Source organism: Actinomadura sp. 9N407 (genome assembly GCF_044326315.1).
GTDB lineage: Bacteria > Actinomycetota > Actinomycetes > Streptosporangiales > Streptosporangiaceae > Spirillospora.
On the sequence record NZ_JBIRAW010000010.1, the window covers coordinates 48,051 to 65,727 of the forward strand.

Annotated in this window: 14 protein-coding genes and 12 tRNA genes; 12 read left to right on the plus strand and 14 right to left on the minus strand. The window is 68.9% G+C overall.

All coding sequences use genetic code 11. The annotated features are described in order from the left end of the window. Positions 1–25: 25 nt before the first annotated feature. Complete coding sequence (locus tag ACH34Q_RS17610) at positions 26–1,195, plus strand: phosphatidylserine/phosphatidylglycerophosphate/cardiolipin synthase family protein (RefSeq protein WP_395984044.1); 1,170 nt, start codon at positions 26–28, stop codon at positions 1,193–1,195. Between the two features lie 170 nt (positions 1,196–1,365). On the opposite strand, the gene ACH34Q_RS17615 is transcribed toward ACH34Q_RS17610, so the two are convergent. The 12 genes from ACH34Q_RS17615 to ACH34Q_RS17670 form a co-directional block, all read right to left on the minus strand. Continuing rightward, positions 1,366–1,438 (minus strand) — tRNA-Arg (locus tag ACH34Q_RS17615). A 5-nt stretch (positions 1,439–1,443) separates the two neighbouring features. Beyond that, positions 1,444–1,514, minus strand: a tRNA-His gene (locus ACH34Q_RS17620). A 75-nt stretch (positions 1,515–1,589) separates the two neighbouring features. Continuing rightward, positions 1,590–1,660, minus strand: a tRNA-Val gene (locus tag ACH34Q_RS17625). A 27-nt stretch (positions 1,661–1,687) separates the two neighbouring features. Further along, positions 1,688–1,762, minus strand: a tRNA-Asp gene (locus tag ACH34Q_RS17630). Positions 1,763–1,813: 51 nt separating this feature from the next. Further along, a tRNA-Glu gene (locus tag ACH34Q_RS17635) sits at positions 1,814–1,887 on the minus strand. 26 nt (positions 1,888–1,913) lie between these two features. Continuing rightward, positions 1,914–1,989, minus strand: a tRNA-Glu gene (locus tag ACH34Q_RS17640). A gap of 30 nt (positions 1,990–2,019) precedes the next feature. Further along, a tRNA-Gln gene (locus ACH34Q_RS17645) sits at positions 2,020–2,092 on the minus strand. A gap of 26 nt (positions 2,093–2,118) precedes the next feature. Continuing rightward, a tRNA-Leu gene (locus tag ACH34Q_RS17650) sits at positions 2,119–2,204 on the minus strand. A gap of 6 nt (positions 2,205–2,210) precedes the next feature. Then, a tRNA-Lys gene (locus tag ACH34Q_RS17655) sits at positions 2,211–2,283 on the minus strand. A gap of 5 nt (positions 2,284–2,288) precedes the next feature. Beyond that, positions 2,289–2,379: transfer RNA gene (locus tag ACH34Q_RS17660), tRNA-OTHER, on the minus strand. 4 nt (positions 2,380–2,383) lie between these two features. Beyond that, a tRNA-Arg gene (locus tag ACH34Q_RS17665) sits at positions 2,384–2,458 on the minus strand. Positions 2,459–3,041: 583 nt separating this feature from the next. Beyond that, on the minus strand, positions 3,042–3,443 hold the full coding sequence (locus ACH34Q_RS17670; protein ID WP_395984274.1) for an arsenate reductase ArsC: 402 nt from the start codon (positions 3,441–3,443) through the stop codon (positions 3,042–3,044). A gap of 153 nt (positions 3,444–3,596) precedes the next feature. On the opposite strand from ACH34Q_RS17670, the gene ACH34Q_RS17675 reads away from it, so the two are divergent. The 7 genes from ACH34Q_RS17675 (at position 3,597) to ACH34Q_RS17705 (ending at position 8,507) form a co-directional block, all read left to right on the plus strand. After that, a complete protein-coding gene (locus tag ACH34Q_RS17675; RefSeq protein ID WP_395984045.1) occupies positions 3,597–3,953 on the plus strand; it encodes an ArsR/SmtB family transcription factor in 357 nt (118 codons plus the stop codon). Continuing rightward, positions 3,950–4,834, plus strand: a complete 885-nt coding sequence (locus ACH34Q_RS17680) for a methyltransferase domain-containing protein (RefSeq protein ID WP_395984046.1) — start codon at positions 3,950–3,952, stop codon at positions 4,832–4,834. The genes ACH34Q_RS17675 and ACH34Q_RS17680 overlap by 4 nt, the downstream gene beginning before the upstream one ends. Beyond that, complete coding sequence (locus ACH34Q_RS17685; protein ID WP_395984047.1) at positions 4,812–5,126, plus strand: ArsR/SmtB family transcription factor; 315 nt, start codon at positions 4,812–4,814, stop codon at positions 5,124–5,126. The genes ACH34Q_RS17680 and ACH34Q_RS17685 overlap by 23 nt, the downstream gene beginning before the upstream one ends. Before the next feature lie 65 nt (positions 5,127–5,191). Beyond that, a complete protein-coding gene (gene arsB, locus ACH34Q_RS17690; protein ID WP_395984275.1) occupies positions 5,192–6,244 on the plus strand; it encodes an ACR3 family arsenite efflux transporter in 1,053 nt (350 codons plus the stop codon). A gap of 138 nt (positions 6,245–6,382) precedes the next feature. Further along, entirely contained in the window at positions 6,383–6,850 is a 468-nt protein-coding gene (locus ACH34Q_RS17695) for a hypothetical protein (RefSeq protein ID WP_395984048.1), read from the plus strand. A 317-nt stretch (positions 6,851–7,167) separates the two neighbouring features. Continuing rightward, positions 7,168–7,821 (plus strand): dihydrofolate reductase family protein, encoded by a 654-nt coding sequence (locus ACH34Q_RS17700; RefSeq protein WP_395984049.1) that lies wholly within the window; start codon positions 7,168–7,170, stop codon positions 7,819–7,821. 302 nt (positions 7,822–8,123) lie between these two features. After that, positions 8,124–8,507 (plus strand): hypothetical protein, encoded by a 384-nt coding sequence (locus ACH34Q_RS17705; protein WP_395984050.1) that lies wholly within the window; start codon positions 8,124–8,126, stop codon positions 8,505–8,507. A 189-nt stretch (positions 8,508–8,696) separates the two neighbouring features. Here the strand turns inward: ACH34Q_RS17705 and ACH34Q_RS17710 are convergent. Further along, a tRNA-Leu gene (locus ACH34Q_RS17710) sits at positions 8,697–8,782 on the minus strand. Between the two features lie 112 nt (positions 8,783–8,894). On the opposite strand from ACH34Q_RS17710, the gene ACH34Q_RS17715 reads away from it, so the two are divergent. Further along, on the plus strand, positions 8,895–10,184 hold the full coding sequence (locus tag ACH34Q_RS17715; RefSeq protein ID WP_395984051.1) for a M20/M25/M40 family metallo-hydrolase: 1,290 nt from the start codon (positions 8,895–8,897) through the stop codon (positions 10,182–10,184). Positions 10,185–10,510: 326 nt separating this feature from the next. Continuing rightward, on the plus strand, positions 10,511–12,172 hold the full coding sequence (locus tag ACH34Q_RS17720) for a chaplin family protein (protein ID WP_395984052.1): 1,662 nt from the start codon (positions 10,511–10,513) through the stop codon (positions 12,170–12,172). Positions 12,173–12,235: 63 nt separating this feature from the next. Here the strand turns inward: ACH34Q_RS17720 and ACH34Q_RS17725 are convergent, their stop codons facing one another. Then, a complete protein-coding gene (locus ACH34Q_RS17725; RefSeq protein ID WP_395984053.1) occupies positions 12,236–12,421 on the minus strand; it encodes a DUF5703 family protein in 186 nt (61 codons plus the stop codon). A 246-nt stretch (positions 12,422–12,667) separates the two neighbouring features. Between ACH34Q_RS17725 and topA the strand changes: the two genes are divergently transcribed. Both topA and tmk read left to right on the plus strand, forming a co-directional pair. Further along, positions 12,668–15,418 (plus strand): type I DNA topoisomerase, encoded by a 2,751-nt coding sequence (gene topA, locus ACH34Q_RS17730; protein ID WP_395984054.1) that lies wholly within the window; start codon positions 12,668–12,670, stop codon positions 15,416–15,418. A 28-nt stretch (positions 15,419–15,446) separates the two neighbouring features. Further along, positions 15,447–17,525, plus strand: coding sequence for a dTMP kinase (tmk, locus tag ACH34Q_RS17735; protein WP_395984055.1), 2,079 nt, complete (start codon positions 15,447–15,449; stop codon positions 17,523–17,525). Positions 17,526–17,677: the final 152 nt, after the last annotated feature.

The window sequence follows — 17,677 nt, forward strand, 5'->3', positions numbered from 1 at the left end:
GCCGTTACGAAGGAGTGCGTCCCCCATGCTGATCAGGTCCCTGGCGCTTGCCGCCCTTTCCGCCGCCTCCCTCGTGGCCGTCACCGGTACGCCCGCGCATGCGGCGACGCCGTGCGCGGACGCCCCGGCCTCGCCCGTCCGGACACAGGCGGTGTTCAACGACGCGTCGAAGGGGGACGGGGCAGAGATCGTGCAGGAGATCTGCAAGCTGATCCACGCGGCACCCGCCGGCTCCACGATCCGGGTGGCGCACTTCGTAATGTCCGGAGCCGCGGGCGCGGACTTCGCCGGCGAACTGATCAAGGCTCATGGGCGCAGAGTGAACGTGCAGGTCATCCTGGACGGAGATCTGCGCAACACCGGGATCCTCGCGCAGCTCACCAAGGGGCTGGGCACCGACGAGTCGGCCCGATCCTGGGTGCACAGCTGCACGGGGCCGATGTCCGGTGGCACGGCGGCCTGCGTCGGCGACAAGGGACAGCACAACAAGTTCTACGTCTTCTCGGAGACCGGCGGGAAGCGCGAGGTCGTCGTCCAGTCCTCCGCCAACCTCACGAACCTGAACACCACGACGTACTGGAACAACGCCGTCACCATGGTCGGCAACCGGCACATCTACCGTGCCTACGACTCCTATTTCCATGACCTGGCGGCCGAGCGCAAGAACCCGGACCACTACACGGTCACCACCGGTCGTTCCCGGGACGGCATGATGCGGTCCCACTTCTTCCCCCGGGCGGGGACGGGCCCCTCCACCGACACCGTCGTGGAACTGCTCGACCCGGTGGTGTGCGGGAGCCGTAAGGGCAGGACCGAGATCCGCATCGGCATGTCAGAGTGGGACGCGTACCGGATCGGCATCGCCGACCGTCTGAAGGCGCTGGCCGCCCAGGGATGCCGGATCTCCGTCGTCCACGGCCCCATGGACACCGAGGTCGCCGAACGGCTCGCCCCCGCCGGAATCGACCTGGACGTCTTGGACGGCTCCACGCCGGCAGGCCGCATCCACTCCAAGTACATGCTGATCGAAGGCACGTACGGACGGGACCAGAAGGCAAGGATGGTCTTCACCGGCAGCCACAACTACAACCAGACGTCGCTGCGCAGGAACGACGACACCCTCCTGGAGATCGACAATCCCGAGATCTATACCCGGTACCGCACCAACTTCGAAACCCTGCGCAGCCAGGCCTGACGCTGCGGCACCTGTGCAGACCGGGTCATCACGGTGGTCGTGGTCGGTCGTCCGCTGGAACGGCCCGGAGGGCAGAACGGGACAAGACTCCACAATGGAGAACGCAAATGGAAAGCGTGGCCGGGGAGCCGCGAGGGCTGCGCCTCGCGGCTCCCGGATGGCGCCGAACGTACCCTCTGCAGGAATCGAACCTGCGGCCTTCCGGTTCGGAACCGGGCGCTCTGTCCCCTGAGCTAAGAGGGTAGGAAGGTGGCCGGGCGGAATCGAACCGCCTGCTACCTGGGTCACAGTCAGGTTCCTCACCAATCGGTTCGGCCACAGTACCCGGTGAAGGAATCGAACCGCCTGCTACCTGGGTCACAGTCAGGTTCCTCACCAATCGGTTCGGCCACAGTACCCGGTGAAGGAATCGAACCTTCGCCTACGCTGTGTGAAAGCGTCGCTCTCCCATTGAGCCAACCAGGCCTGGCACTCGCAAGACGGCGGGTGCCGTGGCGCCTGCGACGGGATTCGAACCCGCACCTCCCGGCTTGACAAGCCGGTGCTCTCCCATTGAGCTACACAGACAAGACCGTACCCTTTGCCGGGACGGCCGACATGTTTCGTTGCATACACACGCAGCGCAGACGGGATTCGAACCCGCACGTTCCCTGCTTGAAAGGCAGGTGACTCTACCATTCGTCCACTGCGCCTTGATTCAGGTCACCCTGAAGTGAAGCAGCCCGTGTCGGATTTGAACCGACGTCCTTCCGGCTGAGAACCGGACGTCCTTGCCCTAGCTAGACCAACGGGCCATGTCTTGACGAGTCGAAGAAGCGCATGCGCTGCCGGAGCAGGATTCGAACCTGCACCTGCCCGCTTCAAAGGCGGGTGTCCTGCCGATTGGACGATCCGGCATGGGGGCGCGGCGATAGCGTGCGCCCTGGTACGGGAGACAGGAGTCGAACCTGCATGAGCTCGTGCTCGCCGGGGTTTGAGGCCGGTGCGTCTACCATTCCGCCACTCCCGCACGGAGTACCGCCCGAAGGACTTGAACCTCCTCATTCCGGCTTAAGAGGCCGGTGCCCGTCCGGTCGGGCGCGAGCGGCTTGCGAGCCGTACCAGGGAGTCGAACCCTGCACTCCGGTTCGGCCCTGTACTTTGATCTGAAAGGCCGGCACCTCAACCCTTTCGGCTTGTACGGCACGGCACCTCTGCCAGGACTCGAACCTGGGACCTCCGCGTTCGTAGCGCGTTGCTCTTGTTCCACTGAGCTACAGAGGTAGGAACCTGGGGTAGTGGGCCCCAAGGGCCGTCGACTGGAAGCGTTGCCGCTCCCAGTTCATGCGTTCTCCACTGTGGACTTGTCAATGCGAACCGTGTTCGCTGCATATTCCGTGCCGCAGGCCGAAATTGTCGCATGGTGGCAGGATTCGAACCCGATTCCCGCCGGTTTTGGAGACCGGTCGCCTATCCGACTGGATCACCCGCATGTGAAAGGCCGCCCCGGGACGTCTCCCCGGGGCGGCCTCTGGAGGCTGGAAAACCCTATCCAGAGGCGCCTTCGGGCGTGGCGTCGCAGCCTTGCGGGCTTCGCAAGGACGCACAGCGTTCGTGGCCGGTCCGATTGATCACGCTCGTGCGTCCTTTCTTTCGTGTCCCTGTCGTCTGTCTCCATTGAAGACGATGGACCGCCCAGGAGCAATCGGTTTTATGGAGAACTTCTTCGCCGCGTTCCTGTGGTCGCGACTGCAGGACCTCAGATCGCCTCTCCGTGCGGCAGCGGCGCGGCGGCCAGGGCGGCGAACCGGTCCATGTGGGCGCAATGACCTCGGGGGCATCGCCGCCCCTCGGCCGCGAGAGGCCGCTAGGGCTTCAGTTCGCTGATCAAGGTCTCGATCCGCTTGCGGATCTCGTCGCGGATCGGGCGTACGGAGTCGACGCCCTGGCCTGCGGGGTCCTCGAGCGTCCAGTCCAGGTACCGCTTGCCGGGGAAGACCGGGCAGGTGTCGCCGCAGCCCATGGTGATGACCACGTCGGACGCCCTGACGGCGTCGATGGTGAGGATCTTGGGCGTCTCGGCGGAGATGTCGATGCCCTCCTCCGTCATGGCCTGCACGACGGCGGGGTTCACCGCCTCGGCGGGCTCGGATCCGGCCGAACGGACCTCGACGGCGTCTCCGGCCAGGTGGGTGAGATAGGCGGCGGCCATCTGCGACCGGCCGGCGTTGTGCACGCAGACGAACAGCACGCTGGGCTTGTCGGGCATCATCGATCACCTTCATGCGGGACTTGGCCTGCGGAAACGACCTCACCAATATATCAGCGCCGGATGACATCAGTCGAGATTGATACGTCTGGAGGTTGCTCGGTGCGGCAGGGTCTTCCCTCATCTCCATTCATCGTTTATCGTCGATGAACGATGAATAGGGACAAGGGGCCGCTGGATCGGCTCACCGCCGCCGAGTACGCGTCCTGGTTCAAGGCCCTGGCCGATGCCACCAGGATCCAGATCGTGTCGCTGCTGGCCCGCCAGGGGAGGTCGATGAACGTCGGCGAGATCGTCGAGGCGGTCCAGGTCGGCCAGTCCACCGTCTCGGCCCATCTGAAGGTCCTCGCCGAGGTGCGGTTCGTGCTGGTGGAACGGCGCGGGACCGCCGCGTTCTACCGGATCAACGACGCCTGCGTGAGCTGCTTCCCCTCGGCCGCCGATGTCGTGATGGGCAACCCCGCGCCCGTACCGCCCGCCTGCGACTCCGCAGAAGGAGAACCGCCGTGACCGACTCTCGAGCAACCGACTCTCGAGCAACCGACTCTCGAGCAACCGACTCTCCAGCACAAGAGCAGCCCCCGCCGCAGACTCAGGCGGCGATCATCGAACGGTACGGTGCCCTGGCCCGCGCCGCGTCCGAGGGCCTGCAGATCATCGATTGCGAGCCCGGCGCGTCCACCGCCGGATGCTTCGGCGCCGCCGGCTACGACGACATCGGCACCCTGCCCGAAGGTGCGGTGCGCGCCAGCCTCGGGTGCGGCAACCCCACCGCCGTCGCCGAACTGCGCCAAGGCGAGATCGTCCTGGACCTGGGGTCGGGTGGCGGCATCGACGTGGTCATCTCGGCCCGCCGTGTCGCCCCCGACGGCATCGCCTACGGCCTGGACGCCAGCCAGGACATGCTCGAACTGGCCCGTACCAACGCCGCCGAAGCGGGCGTCACCAACGTCCGCTTCCTGTACGGGCGCATCGAGGACGTTCCGCTGCCCGACGCCGCGGTCGATGTCGTCATCTCCAACTGCGTCATCAATCTCTCCGCCGACAAGCCCCGCGTACTGAACGAGGCGTTCCGCGTCCTGCGCCCGGGCGGCCGGCTGGGCGTGAGCGACGTCATCGCCGATGACGACGGCGACGGCGACCAGCCTCGCCGGATGGCCGCCGAGCATCGCGTCGGATGCGTCGCCGGGACACTCACCGCGGCCGGTTATCGACAGCTCCTCCAGCAGGCCGGGTTCACCGAGATCGGCATCGTCCCGATCAGCCCCGCGGAGGACGGCCTGCACTCGGCGATCGTCCAAGCCGTCAAGCCCGGCGGCACCACCGGTACTTTGTGCTGCGGAAACACGCCTGGTAACGTATCAGCCCATGGTGATGTCAGTCAGAAGTGATGTAACTCGGCTGCTGGCCGACCCGCTCCGGGCCCGCATCGTCGAACTGCTGTCGCGCGAGGCGCTGTGCACCTGCCATCTGGTCGAGGAGACCGGCGCCAAGCAGACCAACATCTCCAACCACCTGCGTGTGCTGCGCGAGGCCGGGCTGGTGGACACCGAGCCGTGCGGCCGGTTCACCTACTACCGCCTGCGGCCAGAGCCCTTGGAGGACCTGGCCGTACACCTCGGCGACCTGGCCCGCGCGGCCCGCGACTCCGCCACCACCGAGAGAAAGAGGCCCTGTCCGTGACGCAGAGCGACACCGCACCGGAGGCCGCCCGGGACGATCCCGCGGCGGCGCCCGTGCTGGCCCGCATGTCGACCCTCGACCGGTTCCTGCCGGTGTGGATCATCGCGGCGATGGCGCTCGGCCTCGGCCTCGGCCGGTGGATCCCCCAGGTCCAGGACGGGCTGGACGCGGTCAAGATCGGCGGGACGTCGCTGCCGATCGCCGCCGGCCTGCTCCTGATGATGTACCCGGTGCTGGCCAAGGTCCGGTACGAGGAGATCGGCCACCTCGCCCGCGACCGGCGCCTGATGTGGCTGTCGCTGCTGCTCAACTGGGTGATCGGCCCGGCGCTGATGTTCGCGCTGGCCTGGATCTTCCTGCCCGACCAGCCCGCGTTCCGGACCGGGCTCATCGTCATCGGCCTGGCCCGCTGCATCGCCATGGTGCTGATCTGGAACGATCTGGCCGGCGGTGACAGGCAGGCCGCCGCCCTGCTGGTCGCGGTCAACTCCGTCTTCCAGATCGCCGCCTACGCCCTGCTCGGCGCGTTCTACCTGAAGATCCTGCCCGGCTGGCTCGGCCTGGAGACCCAGGACGTGGACTTCTCGATCTGGAGCATCACCAAGGCCGTCCTGATCTTCCTGGGCATCCCGCTGGTCGCCGGCTACCTCACCCGGCGGATCGGGATCGCCAAGGCCGGTGTCGAGGCGTACGAGAACAGGTTCCTGCCCAAGATCGGCCCCATCGCCCTGTACGGCCTGCTGTTCACGATCGTGGTCATGTTCGCCCTCCAGGGCGAGACCATCACCAGCGAGCCGCTGAACGTCGCCCGCATCGCCCTGCCGCTGCTGGCCTACTTCGCGCTCATGTGGACGATCTCGTTCTGGCTGTCACGCCGCGCGGGCCTCAATTACGAGCGCACCGCCACCGTGGCGTTCACCGCCTCCGGCAACAACTTCGAGCTCGCCATCGCGGTCTCCGTCGGCATGTGGGGCGTCACCTCCGGCCAGGCCCTCGCCGGGGTCGTCGGCCCCCTCATCGAGGTACCGGTGCTGGTGGCCCTGGTGTACGTGGCGCTCTGGCTGCGCCGCCGGATGGTCCCGTCCCCGGCGCAAGGCGCGGGTACCGGCACGCCATGACCTCACCGGCGCCTCCGGCCTGGCCGACGTCGTGGTGATCGGCGGCGGCCAGGCCAGGCTCCATCGGCGTTGACCCGTGCCCATTGGGCCGCGCAAAAGCCACTCAGCGCCGTGTAGCGGATGCGACACTGTCCGTCTATGAAAATGGCGATAATGCCGAACGGCGCGCGGACCCTCACTTTCGCCGGGCTGACCCTGGCGCTGGCTTGCGCCGGTTGCGGCGCATCCGGCGAGTCACCCCCGGCTCAAGCATCAAGTGCCGCGCCCAGCCGTACCCCCGTACAGGCTCCGCAGACACCGGGATTCCCTCAGGCCGCGGACGGGACGAGCGTGCGCGCCTGCCGCGACGGGAACTGCGAGGTCCTCGTCACCAAGCGGATGACGATACCGCTCGATGCCCGCTTCGGATTCAAGACCTTCTCCTTCGATCCCGCCGACTCCACGTGGCGTTACACCTATCCCGACGGTGGCAGCGGGCAGCTGAAGTTCATCGAACCCCCCTACTCGGGATCGTGGGCCGGACCGACCGCCGACCAGCAACTCAACCTCAAAGTGGTCGCCTCCGACGGATCCAAGGCCGTCATCTCCCTGACCCCCGGGAAATAGCCGCAGCCGGATCAAGCGAACTCGGCCACGGGGTTCACCATGGCGTCCAGTGGGCCCGGCCAGCATGATGACCAGCCATGTTCAATGGAAAGACCCTGGCCATCGGCGGTCGTCACGCGAACACGCCGCTGCTGCAGGCCGCGCGCTCTCACGGCCTGAGCGGCTCGCGTTCCAGCTTCGAGCGCGTACCTCCATCGTTGAACGTGACTAAAGGGTCCGTTTCGTTATTGCCGGTTGTTGCCCATCCTCGTCGCGCTCCATGCTGATCCCGGTTGCTCCACGGCATTCACGCTCAACGATCTCACCAGGGAACTCTCATGGAACTCAGCGTTCACACCTTCGTCAGCCTCGACGGCGTCATGCAGGGGCCGGGCGGGGCCAAGGAGGACGACAGCAACGGCTTCGAGCGCGGGGGCTGGCTCGTACCGCACAGCGAGGCCGGTCAGCTCGACCCCATGGGCACGTGGTTCGAGAAGGCCGACGCGATCCTGCTGGGACGCACCACCTTCGAGATGATGCGCTCCTACTGGCCGCAGGTGACCGAGCCCGACAACCCCGTCGCGACCGCTCTCAACGGGTCGAAGAAGTACGTCGCCAGCAACACCCTGTCCGACGCCGACACCGCCTGGGGCGACACCACGGTCCTGCGCGGCGACGTCCTCGAGCAGGTGCGCCGGCTCAAGGAACTGCCCGGCGGTGAACTCCAAGTGCACGGCAGCTGGCAGCTGGTGCGCACGCTGCACGACGCCGGACTCATCGACATCTACCGCCTGCTCCAGTTCCCCGTGATCGTCGGGGACGGCAAGCGCCTGTTCGCGGACGGCTCCGTCCCCGCGACCTACCGGATCACCGAATCGCAAGTGCTGACCGGAGGCGCGGGCGCGGTCTCCCTGACCCTGCGCCAGGACGGGTTCGGCAGCACCGGCGTCGGCGAGTTCGTGGTGAGCGACGGCCAGGAGGCCCTCGCCTGAGCACCGATGACCTTGACGAGCCGGTGCGCCCAGCAGGGCACCGGCTCGCCAGGGGCGACGATGCAACGGGAAGCCCCCCGGCGCGGCCGAGCCGGTCAGCCGTCCGGTGGGGCCGTCGTCAGGCACCACCGTCAGACGGTCCCTTGCGTCCGGTCCTTCTGGGATAGCTTGGCCGGTAACGCCGCAAAAGGGGGGGCATGAATCAACCCTGGGAATCCCCGCAGCAACCGTCGCCAGGCTGGTACGGGCAGCCGGGCCAGTATCAGTGGGCGGGCCAAACCGCTGCGGGGCAAGGCCAACTGGTGATCGACATCAAGTACCATCCGCTGGCGTTCATCTACCGCTTGTGGACACCCGTGGTCACGCTGAACGGGCAGCGCGTCCCTGCAAATTGGGGCCCCAATGCGCTGGTGCTTCCGCCGGGCCACTATCAGCTGGGGATACACATTCCCTACCTCTTGCCGCCCGAGATCGGGCGTGCCGGGGCATCCGTACCGCTGCAGCCGGGCGCGCAGGTGCATCTCGAATACCGCGCACCCCTGGCCACCTTCATGCAGGGCGCACTCGGCGCCGCGCCGCAGAAATGGCCCGGCCTCATCCTGACGTACGTGATCAGCGGCTCTGGGCTTGTACTCATACCGTTGATCGCGGTCGTGTTCATACTGGCAGGGGCGAGCGCAGAGTGACCGAACCGCCACTGTGACCGGGGAGTGAACGCACCCTTGGTCGCTGCAGACGGCTACGCGGAAACCTTCATGCACGAGATCAACGGTCGCGGCCGGGCGACGACGCCGGCAGGCGGTCCAGGCCGCCGACGCCACAGAGGACGAAAGCAAAGTGGGACAGGCGCCTGCCTGTCCCACTTCGCCGTGATGTGTCCGAGGGGGGACTTGAACCCCCATGCCCCGTAAAGGGCACTAGCACCTCAAGCTAGCGCGTCTGCCTATTCCGCCACCCGGACATGCCGCAGTGCGTTGCGGCGGGCTTCACCCTACCAAAGGTCCGGAGTCGCGGCGACGTCGCCGGAGGGGCACGATGGTGGGGTACGCAGCGTCGGCGCGAAGGTGATCATCGTGGACGAGGTCGTCCAGCTCTGCCAGGAGCTGATCCGGATCGATACCAGCAACCCGGGGGACCATTCGGGTCCCGGGGAGCGGGTGGCGGCCGAGTATGTGGCGGGGAAGCTGGCGGAGGTGGGGGTGGAGGCGCGGGTTTTCGAGTCGCACCCCAAGCGGACCAGCCTGGTCGCCCGGATCGAGGGGGAGGATCCGTCGCGGGACGCGCTGCTGCTGCATGGGCATCTGGACGTGGTGCCGGCGCAGAAGGAGGACTGGACGCACGACCCGTTCGGCGGGGAGATCGCCGATGGGTGCGTCTGGGGTCGCGGGGCCGTGGACATGAAGGACATGGACGCGATGATCCTGGCGGTCGTGCGGCAGCGGATGCGGGAGGGGCGCAAGCCGCCGCGGGACGTGGTGCTGGCCTTCCTGGCCGATGAGGAGGCCGGTGGCAAGTGGGGGGCCCAGTGGCTTGTACGGGAGCACCCCGAGCTTTTCGAGGGCTGTACGGAGGCCGTGGGGGAGGTCGGGGGGTTCAGCCTGACGGTGCCCGGGGATCGGCGGATGTATCTGATCGAGACGGCCGAGAAGGGCATCGGCTGGATGGAGCTGACGGCCAAGGGCACCGCGGGGCACGGGTCGATGGTGCATCCGGACAACGCGGTGACGGCTCTGGCGGCGGCGGTGGGGCGGCTGGGGTCGCACGAGTTCCCGATCCGGCTGACCAAGACCGTTCGGGCGTTCCTGGAACGGGCCTGCATGGCGTACGGGGTGGAGTTCGATCCGGAGCGGCCGGAGGCGTGCCTCGCGGAGATCGGGCCGATGGCGCGGATGATCGGGGCGACGCTCCGGAACACGCTGAATCCGACCCGGCTGGATGCCGGATATAAGACGAATGTCATTCCGCAGCTGGCGACGGCTCAGGTGGATGGACGGTTCCTTCCGGGGCATCAGGATGAATTCTTCGCGACCGTGGACGAATTGCTCGGACCGGACGTTCAGCGTGCATTCGTCCACCATGACGATGCCATCGAGACGGAGTACGAGGGTGCCCTGGTCGCGGCCATGGAGGCCGCGCTGATCTCGCAGGATCCGGGCGCCCTGCCCGTTCCGTACTGCCTGAGCGGCGGTACGGACGCCAAGGCGTTCGCGCGGCTGGGGATGCGCTGCTACGGATTCGCGCCGCTGAGACTGCCCCCGGATCTGGACTTTTCCGGAATGTTCCATGGCATCGACGAGCGGGTTCCGGTCGACGGCCTGCGTTTCGGTGTCAAGGTTCTCGACCATTTCCTCGACCACGCTTAGTTTTTCCCCGAAAAGGGTCCCTGTATAGCCCTGAGTGGTGCTACGGTCACTTTCCGTACGGGCGCTTGACTCGCTCTTGGGGTTCGGCGGCCGATGGGACGGGACACCGGTGACGGACGGCGCTACGTGGATACGGACGGTCCCCGTCCGGTCGCGGACAGGCCTTCTTCTGGACGGGTCGTCGCCGCCGTACGGCCGCTTCGGCTGAGCGCTCCGAGCGCCCCGCGGAGGACGAGCACGCCCGTCCGCCGACGGCTCGTCAGGCCTGCCGAGGATCGGCGCCGCGGCCGCCTCCCAACCACCCCTCATCCCCCCAACGGAGCATCATGCGAACGTGGGCTCGAATCACCGCTCGTGCGGCGGTGTTCACCGCCGGTTTCGTCGCCCTTGGTGTCACTGTGATCCCGCCCGGTGCCTCGGCCGACTCGGGCGGGAGAGCCGCGTCCTCCAGCGTGGAGAGCGCCGGCTCCGGAAATCAGGTCGACGCGCCGGTGTCTGCACCGGTCAACGCCTGCGGCGGCACCGTCGCGATTTTCGGTACGGCCGATGCCGACTGCCCGCGCGGAACGTCCGTCCCCGACCGGAGTGGTCCGAGGACCTCTGGCAAGCACGGCATCGCCTCCGGGAACCAGGTGAACGCGCCCGTCTCGGCGCCCGTCAACGCCTGCGGAAATGCCGTCGCGATCTTCGGTGCGGCCGAAGCGGGCTGCGGGAGCGGCGCGTCCGTCCAGGACGGTAGCGGTGGTGTCACCACCGGCCGGAACGGAGCCGTCGCCGGAAATCAGGTGAACGCTCCCGTTTCCGTGCCGGTGAACATCTGCGGTAACTCGGTCGCGATCCTCGGCAGGACGGTCGCTTCCTGTACGGGCGGTGCCGAGGTCGGGAACGACGGCGGCGGCCAGTCGACGTCCGGGGATTCGGGCCTGGGCAGTGGCAACCAGGCCAACGCGCCGGTGAGCGCCCCGATCAGTCTCTGCGGCAACGGCGCGGGCCATGCGGTGGCCGACTGCGACGGCGGCGCCACCGTACGGAACGGCGGCCAGACCAGCGACGGCGACTCCCGCGTCCTGGGTGGCAACCAGGCCAACACGCCCGTCTCGGCGCCGGCCTCGGCTTGCGGTGACGCTGCGGCGATCCTCGGCGAGGCGGGCGCGTTCTGCGATGGCGGGGCACATGTGCGCGGTGCGTCTGGGGGCCCGCGCACGTCGGGTACGGGTGGGATCGGGTCCGGAAACCAGGCGAACGCGCCCTCGAACGCCCCGTCCACGCTCTGCGGCAACATCGTCACCGCTCCCCATCACGGCGCCACCGCCTGTGATGGCACCGCGATCGCCGGGGGCGAGCCGGGGCCCCGCACTTCTGGAGATTCGAGCCTGGGCAGCGGCAATCAGGCCGGTGTGCCCGCACGGGCACCGGCGTCCATCTGCGGCAACGCCGCCGCGGTGACCGGTCACCCCGAGCCGGTGTGCGAGGACGGCGCCGGCCGGCGGATGCCCAGGGTGACCAAGGCATTTCTGATCAACGACGCCACGGGCGGTGGCGGACTCCCGGCCGCCCCCGAGGCGTTGCGCAGAGTGATCGCGGGCACCGGTCCGGGTGACGGCACCGACTCTGGAGCCCCGTCGGCAACCGGAATCGATGAGATCCCGGTCACGCTGCAGCGGCCGGGCGCGGTGCCGCGGGAACGCTCCGTCGCGAGGGCGGACGGCGGCGCCGCGAAGATTTCCCGGCTCCCGGCCGATTGGCAGATCCCGGCCACTTCCCAATCTCCTGCCGCGTCCCAGGTGCCGGCGGCGGGCGGCGGTCTTCCGGCCTCGGGCCACCCGGCCGTCGAGCCGAACGTGGCTCTTGAACGGTACGTTCCCGCCCGAAATGTACGCGGTGATGTGCAGGTTCCGGCTGGAATCGGGCAGGGTGTACGAGAAGGCGCCGTTTGGGCGTTGGGGCTCGTGGCAGGGGTGCTGGCGCTGCTGCGGCGGTTGGGGTGAAGCCGCGGACGTCACCTGTCGTGCTCGGCTTGGTGCGGAGTGCTACCATCCGGGCGGGTTCGGTCAGAACGTTCGGACCTGGCGGATGATCTTGCGGCGGAGCTGGATTCGGCGGCTGCCGTCGGGGTAGAGGCGCAACCGATCGATCTCCCAGCCGCCGCGTTCGGCGTGCTCGGTCAGGACCCGCCGGGCGGTGTCACGGGTGGTGCCGCGCGGCAGTCGCAATACGAGGTAGGTGTACTCCACCATCGCCGACCATTATGACGGGGCAGGGCTCACCGGGGGAGACCCTGGGGGTGCCTCCGGGAGAGACCTTGGTCCGCACCCCCGGTGGCGACGTGTCATCCTGTCGGAGGTTCGTCGCGGTGAGACGTGTGGCCCGCACTGCGCAGTGATCAACAGGCGGCGGTGGGAACTTTCGGGCATGAAAACGGCGTCTTGCAGCGTTGTTAGCTAGCCCGAGCAAGAAGACCAGACAGCGAGGTTGGAGCGACTGTGCCAGCCAAGAACGGCACTGCGAAGAGTGGCCGGGACGGGTCCAACGTGACCCGCCTGGTGATCGTGGAGTCGCCGGCCAAGGCGAAGACGATCGCCGGTTACCTGGGCGGCGGCTATGTCGTCGAGTCCAGTATCGGCCACATCCGGGATCTTCCCCGGGCTTCGGAGGTACCGGCCAAGTACAAGGGCGAGGCCTGGGCCAAGCTCGGCGTGAACGTCGACCACGGCTTCGAGCCGATCTATGTCGTCAACGCCGACAAGAAGCAGCAGGTCACCAAGCTCAAGAAGCTGCTCGCGGAGGCCGACGAGCTGCTGCTCGCGACGGACGAGGACCGCGAGGGCGAGGCGATCGCCTGGCATCTCCAGGAGGTGCTCAAGCCCAAGGTGCCGGTGCACCGGATGGTCTTCAACGAGATCACCAAGGACGCCATCAGGGCCGCCGCGGCCAACCCGCGCACGCTCGACATGCAGCTGGTCAACGCCCAGGAGACCCGCCGCATCCTCGACCGCCTGTACGGGTACGAGGTCAGCCCGGTGCTGTGGAAGAAGGTCATGCCGGGCCTGTCCGCGGGACGGGTGCAGTCCGTGGCGACGCGCCTGGTCGTGGAGCGGGAGCGGGACCGGATCGTGTTCGTTCCGGCCCACTACTGGGACATCCAGGGCGAGTTCGACACCGGCAAGGGCACCGCCGAGGAGCCGAGCCTGTTCAAGGCCGGCCTGGTGTCCGTCGACGGCAAGCGGGTCGCTCAGGGGCGCGATTTCGCCTCCGACGGCACGATGAAGGCCCGCGACGTCCTGCATCTGAACGAGGACGCCGCCCGCGGGCTGGCCGAGCGGCTCGCCGAACAGCCGTACGAGGTCAAGTCGGTCGAGCGCAAGCCCTACTCGCGCAAGCCCTACCCGCCGTTCCGTACGACGACGATGCAGCAGGAGGCCAGCCGCAAGCTGGGCTTCTCGGCCAAGTACGCGATGTCGGTGGCGCAGAAGCTGTACGAGAACGGCTTCATCACCTACATGCGTACCGACTCGACCACGCTGTCCGCGACCGCGATCACCGCGGCCCGGCAGCAGGCGACGACGCTGTTCGGCGCGCAGTACATCCCGGACAAGCCGCGGGTGTGGGCCAGCAAGGTCAAGAACGCGCAGGAGGCGCACGAGGCGATCCGCCCGGCGGGCGAGTCGTTCCGTACGCCCGGCGAGACGCGCCTGTCGGGCGACCAGTTCCGGCTGTACGAGCTGATCTGGAAGCGCACGATCGCCAGCCAGATGAAGGACGCCGAGGGCCAGTCGGTCTCGGTGCGGGTGACCGGGACGTCCACGGCCGGCGAGGTCGCCGAGTTCGGCGCGACCGGCAAGACGATCACCTTCCACGGGTTCCTCAAGGCGTACGTGGAGAGCGCGGACGACCCGTCCACCGACCGTGACGACCAGGAGCGGCGGCTGCCGAACCTGGCCGAGGGCGACGGGCTGTCGGCGCACTCGATCCAGGCGGAGGGCCACTCGACCCGCCCGCCGGCCCGCTACACCGAGGCCAGCCTGGTCAAGGAGCTGGAGGAGCGGGAGATCGGGCGGCCGTCGACGTACGCCTCGATCCTCGGCACGATCATCGATCGCGGCTACGTGTTCAAGAAGGGCACGGCGCTGGTGCCGTCCTTCCTGGCGTTCGCCGTGATCAACCTGCTGGAGCAGCACTTCGGCAACCTGGTCGACTACGACTTCACCGCGCACATGGAGGACGGTCTCGACGAGATCGCCCGCGGTGAGGCCGAGCGGGTGCGCTGGCTGGACCGGTTCTACTTCGGTGCCAACGGCAACGGGGGCGGGCTCAAGGAACTGGTCAGCGACATCGGCGACATCGACGCCAAGGGGATCAGCTCGTTCCCGATCGCGGGCACCGACATCATGGTGCGCGTCGGACGGTACGGGCCGTACCTCGACCGCGACGGCGACCGGGTCAACATCCCCGAGGACATGGCGCCCGACGAGCTGGACGCCGAAAAGGCCGAGGAGCTGTTCGCGCAGCCGAGCGGCGACCGCGAGCTGGGCATCGACCCCGGTACCGGGCACGCGATCGTGGCCAAGTCCGGGCGGTTCGGCCCGTACGTGACCGAGGTCCTGCCCGAGCCCGAGCCGCCCGCGGAGGGCAAGGACGGCAAGCCGGCGCCCAAGCGGCGTACCAAGAAGGACACCGCCAAGCCGCGCACGAGCTCGCTGTTCAAGTCGATGTCGCTCGACACGATCACGCTCGAGGACGCGCTGAAGCTGCTGTCGCTGCCGCGCCCGGTGGGCGAGCTGGACGGCGAGCCGGTGACCGCGCAGAACGGCCGGTTCGGGCCGTACCTGAAGAAGGGCACCGACAGCCGCTCGCTCGGTTCCGAGGACGAGCTGTTCACGGTCACGCTGGAGCAGGCCAAGGAGCTGTTCGCGCAGCCCAAGCAGCGGGGACGGGGCCGTGCCGCGGCCGCGCCGCCGCTGCGCGAGCTGGGCGACGATCCGGCCAGCGGCAAGCCGGTGGTGGTGAAGGAGGGCCGGTTCGGCCCGTACGTCACCGACGGTGAGACCAATGCCAGCCTGCGCAAGGGTGACGAGGTCGAGTCGGTGACGATCCAGCGTGCCGCCGAACTGCTGGCCGAACGCCGTGAGAAGGTGGCCGCGGGCGGTGGCGCGCGCAAGAAGCCAGCGGCCAAGCCCAAGACGGCGGCGAAGCCGGCCCCGAAGCGTCGATCCTCCGCAAAGTCCGGCTCCTAAGGACAACGGCGCCGATACCCTGACCGACATGAACAGAACGGGCGCCACCCGGTCACCGCACGTGGTCGATCCACAGCCGAGCGTCTCGGCGATCAAGCCGTTCCGCCGGCTGTGGATCGCGCTCTGGCTGTCCAGCCTGGGCCACTGGCTGAGTGTCCCGGCGCTGGCCGCGCTGGCCGGTACGGTCACGCGCGATCAGGCGCTGCCGGCCCGGGCGCAGGCGATCGCCGGCGTGCTGGCGTTGATGGCGTTGCCCGCCGTACTGCTGGGCCCGGCGGCCGGGGCGCTGGCCGCCCGGCTCGACCGGCGGCTGGTGATGATCGCGGCCGATGTGCTGCGGTTCGCGCTGATCTTGTCGGTCCCGCTGGTGGGCGCGCTGCCGTGGACGCTCGCCGCCGCGTTCCTGGTGGGTTGCGCGACCGCGCTCTGGATCCCGGCGATGGGCGCGGCGCTGCCCGCGCTGGTCCCCGAGGAGTACGGCGAGGACGCCCGCCGTTCCGCCCTGCGCGGCGCGTACGGCTCGGCCCCGGTCGCGGCGGTGCTGTTCGCCGTTCTGGCACTGATCGCGGGCGCCGCGTTCGGAGTGGCCGAGCGGGCCGACCTGCCGCTGTACGTGACGGCGGTCGTCTTCCTGGCCGCGGCCGGCGCGACGTTCGCCGTGGGCGAGGTACCCGCCACCCCGGCCGGACCATCGCCGCTGCAACTCGTCTTCCGCGGGCAACGCCGTACCGGCGACCGCCCCGTCGCGGGCGCGCACGCGGCCGGTCCCGTACGGGGTCTCGGTCTCGCCGGCGTCATCATCGCGCTGACCGCCGCCGCCGTGTTCGCGGTGGCCCGCCTGTACGCGCGCGACCTGGGCGGCGGGGACGCTGGCTACGGATCGGTGCTGGCCGGGCTGGCGACCGGAACGGCCCTCGGGCTCTTCCTCGGCCCCCGCCTCCTGACACCCCTCAGCCGCCGCCGCGTGACGGGCCTGGCGACGATCACCACCGCGCTGGCGCTCGTACTGGTGGCCCTCGTCCAGAACCTCGTCGTCGTGGTCTTCCTCACGGCGTTCCTCGGCCTGGCCGCCGGTGTCGCCTGGTCGGTCGGCGTACGGCTGGCCGGCGACCAGCCGGACGACCGCGCCCGCACGTTCGCGGTCCTGCGCTCGCTGGCCCTGGTCACCGGGCTGATCGCGGTCGCCGCCGTACCGCTGCTGGCCGGCCTGATCGGCGACCACCGGCTATCGCTCGGCGACGCCGCGTACACGATCGGCGGCCCGGGCGTGGCACTGCTGATCATCGCGGTGCTGTCGCTGCCCGCCGCGCTGGTCGCGTACCGGAAGCTGGACGACCGGCGCGGGATCCCGCTGGCGGCCGACCTATCCGCCGCGCTGGCCGGGCACACCTACGTACCGCCGGAGCAGGCCAAGGCAGGCCCGGCGGTGATCCGCAACCGCGGCGTGTTCATCGCGTTCGAGGGCGGCGAGGGCGCCGGCAAGACCACCCAGGCCCGGCTGGCCGCGATCTGGCTGCGCGACCACGGCTACGACGTGATCGCCACCCACGAGCCCGGCGCCACCAAGATCGGGATGCGGCTCCGCGCGATGCTGCTGGACCGCGAGACCACCGGCCTGTCACCCCGCGCCGAGACGCTGCTGTACGCCGCCGACCGCGCCGACCACGTCGCCAACGTCATCCGCCCCGCACTGGACCGCGGCTCGATCGTCGTCAGCGACCGGTACGTCGACTCCTCGCTGGCCTACCAGGGCTTCGGCCGCGAGCAGGACGTCTCGGAGATCGCCCGGGTCAACGGCTGGGCCATCGGCGGGCTGCTCCCCGACCTGACCGTCCTGCTGGAGGTCCCCCCGGACACCGGCCTCGGCCGCCTGGTGTCCCCGGCCGACCGGATCGAGTCCGAGCCGCACGAGTTCCACGAGCGTGTCCGGCAGGGCTTCCGCGCCCTCGCCGACGCCGACCCCGACCGCTACCTGGTCCTGGACGCGAGCCGCCCGCACGCCGAGATCACCCGCGAGATCCAGTACCGCATCCGCGAGATCCTCCCCGACCCCATCCCCGCCGGCACCGAAGACGTCACCAGCACCTTCCCCGCCATTCGAGACTGAGTCCGTGCTCATGGCCTTCGCCTCCGCTCGGCGGCGAGCGGGCGCTGAGGCCCGATCCTTCGGTTGACTCGTGGCGTGTTCGCCTGTTCGTGGGCCTTCCTGGGGCGAACACGCCACGAGTCAACGGGGGTGGGTGGGACGGCGTAGCCTTT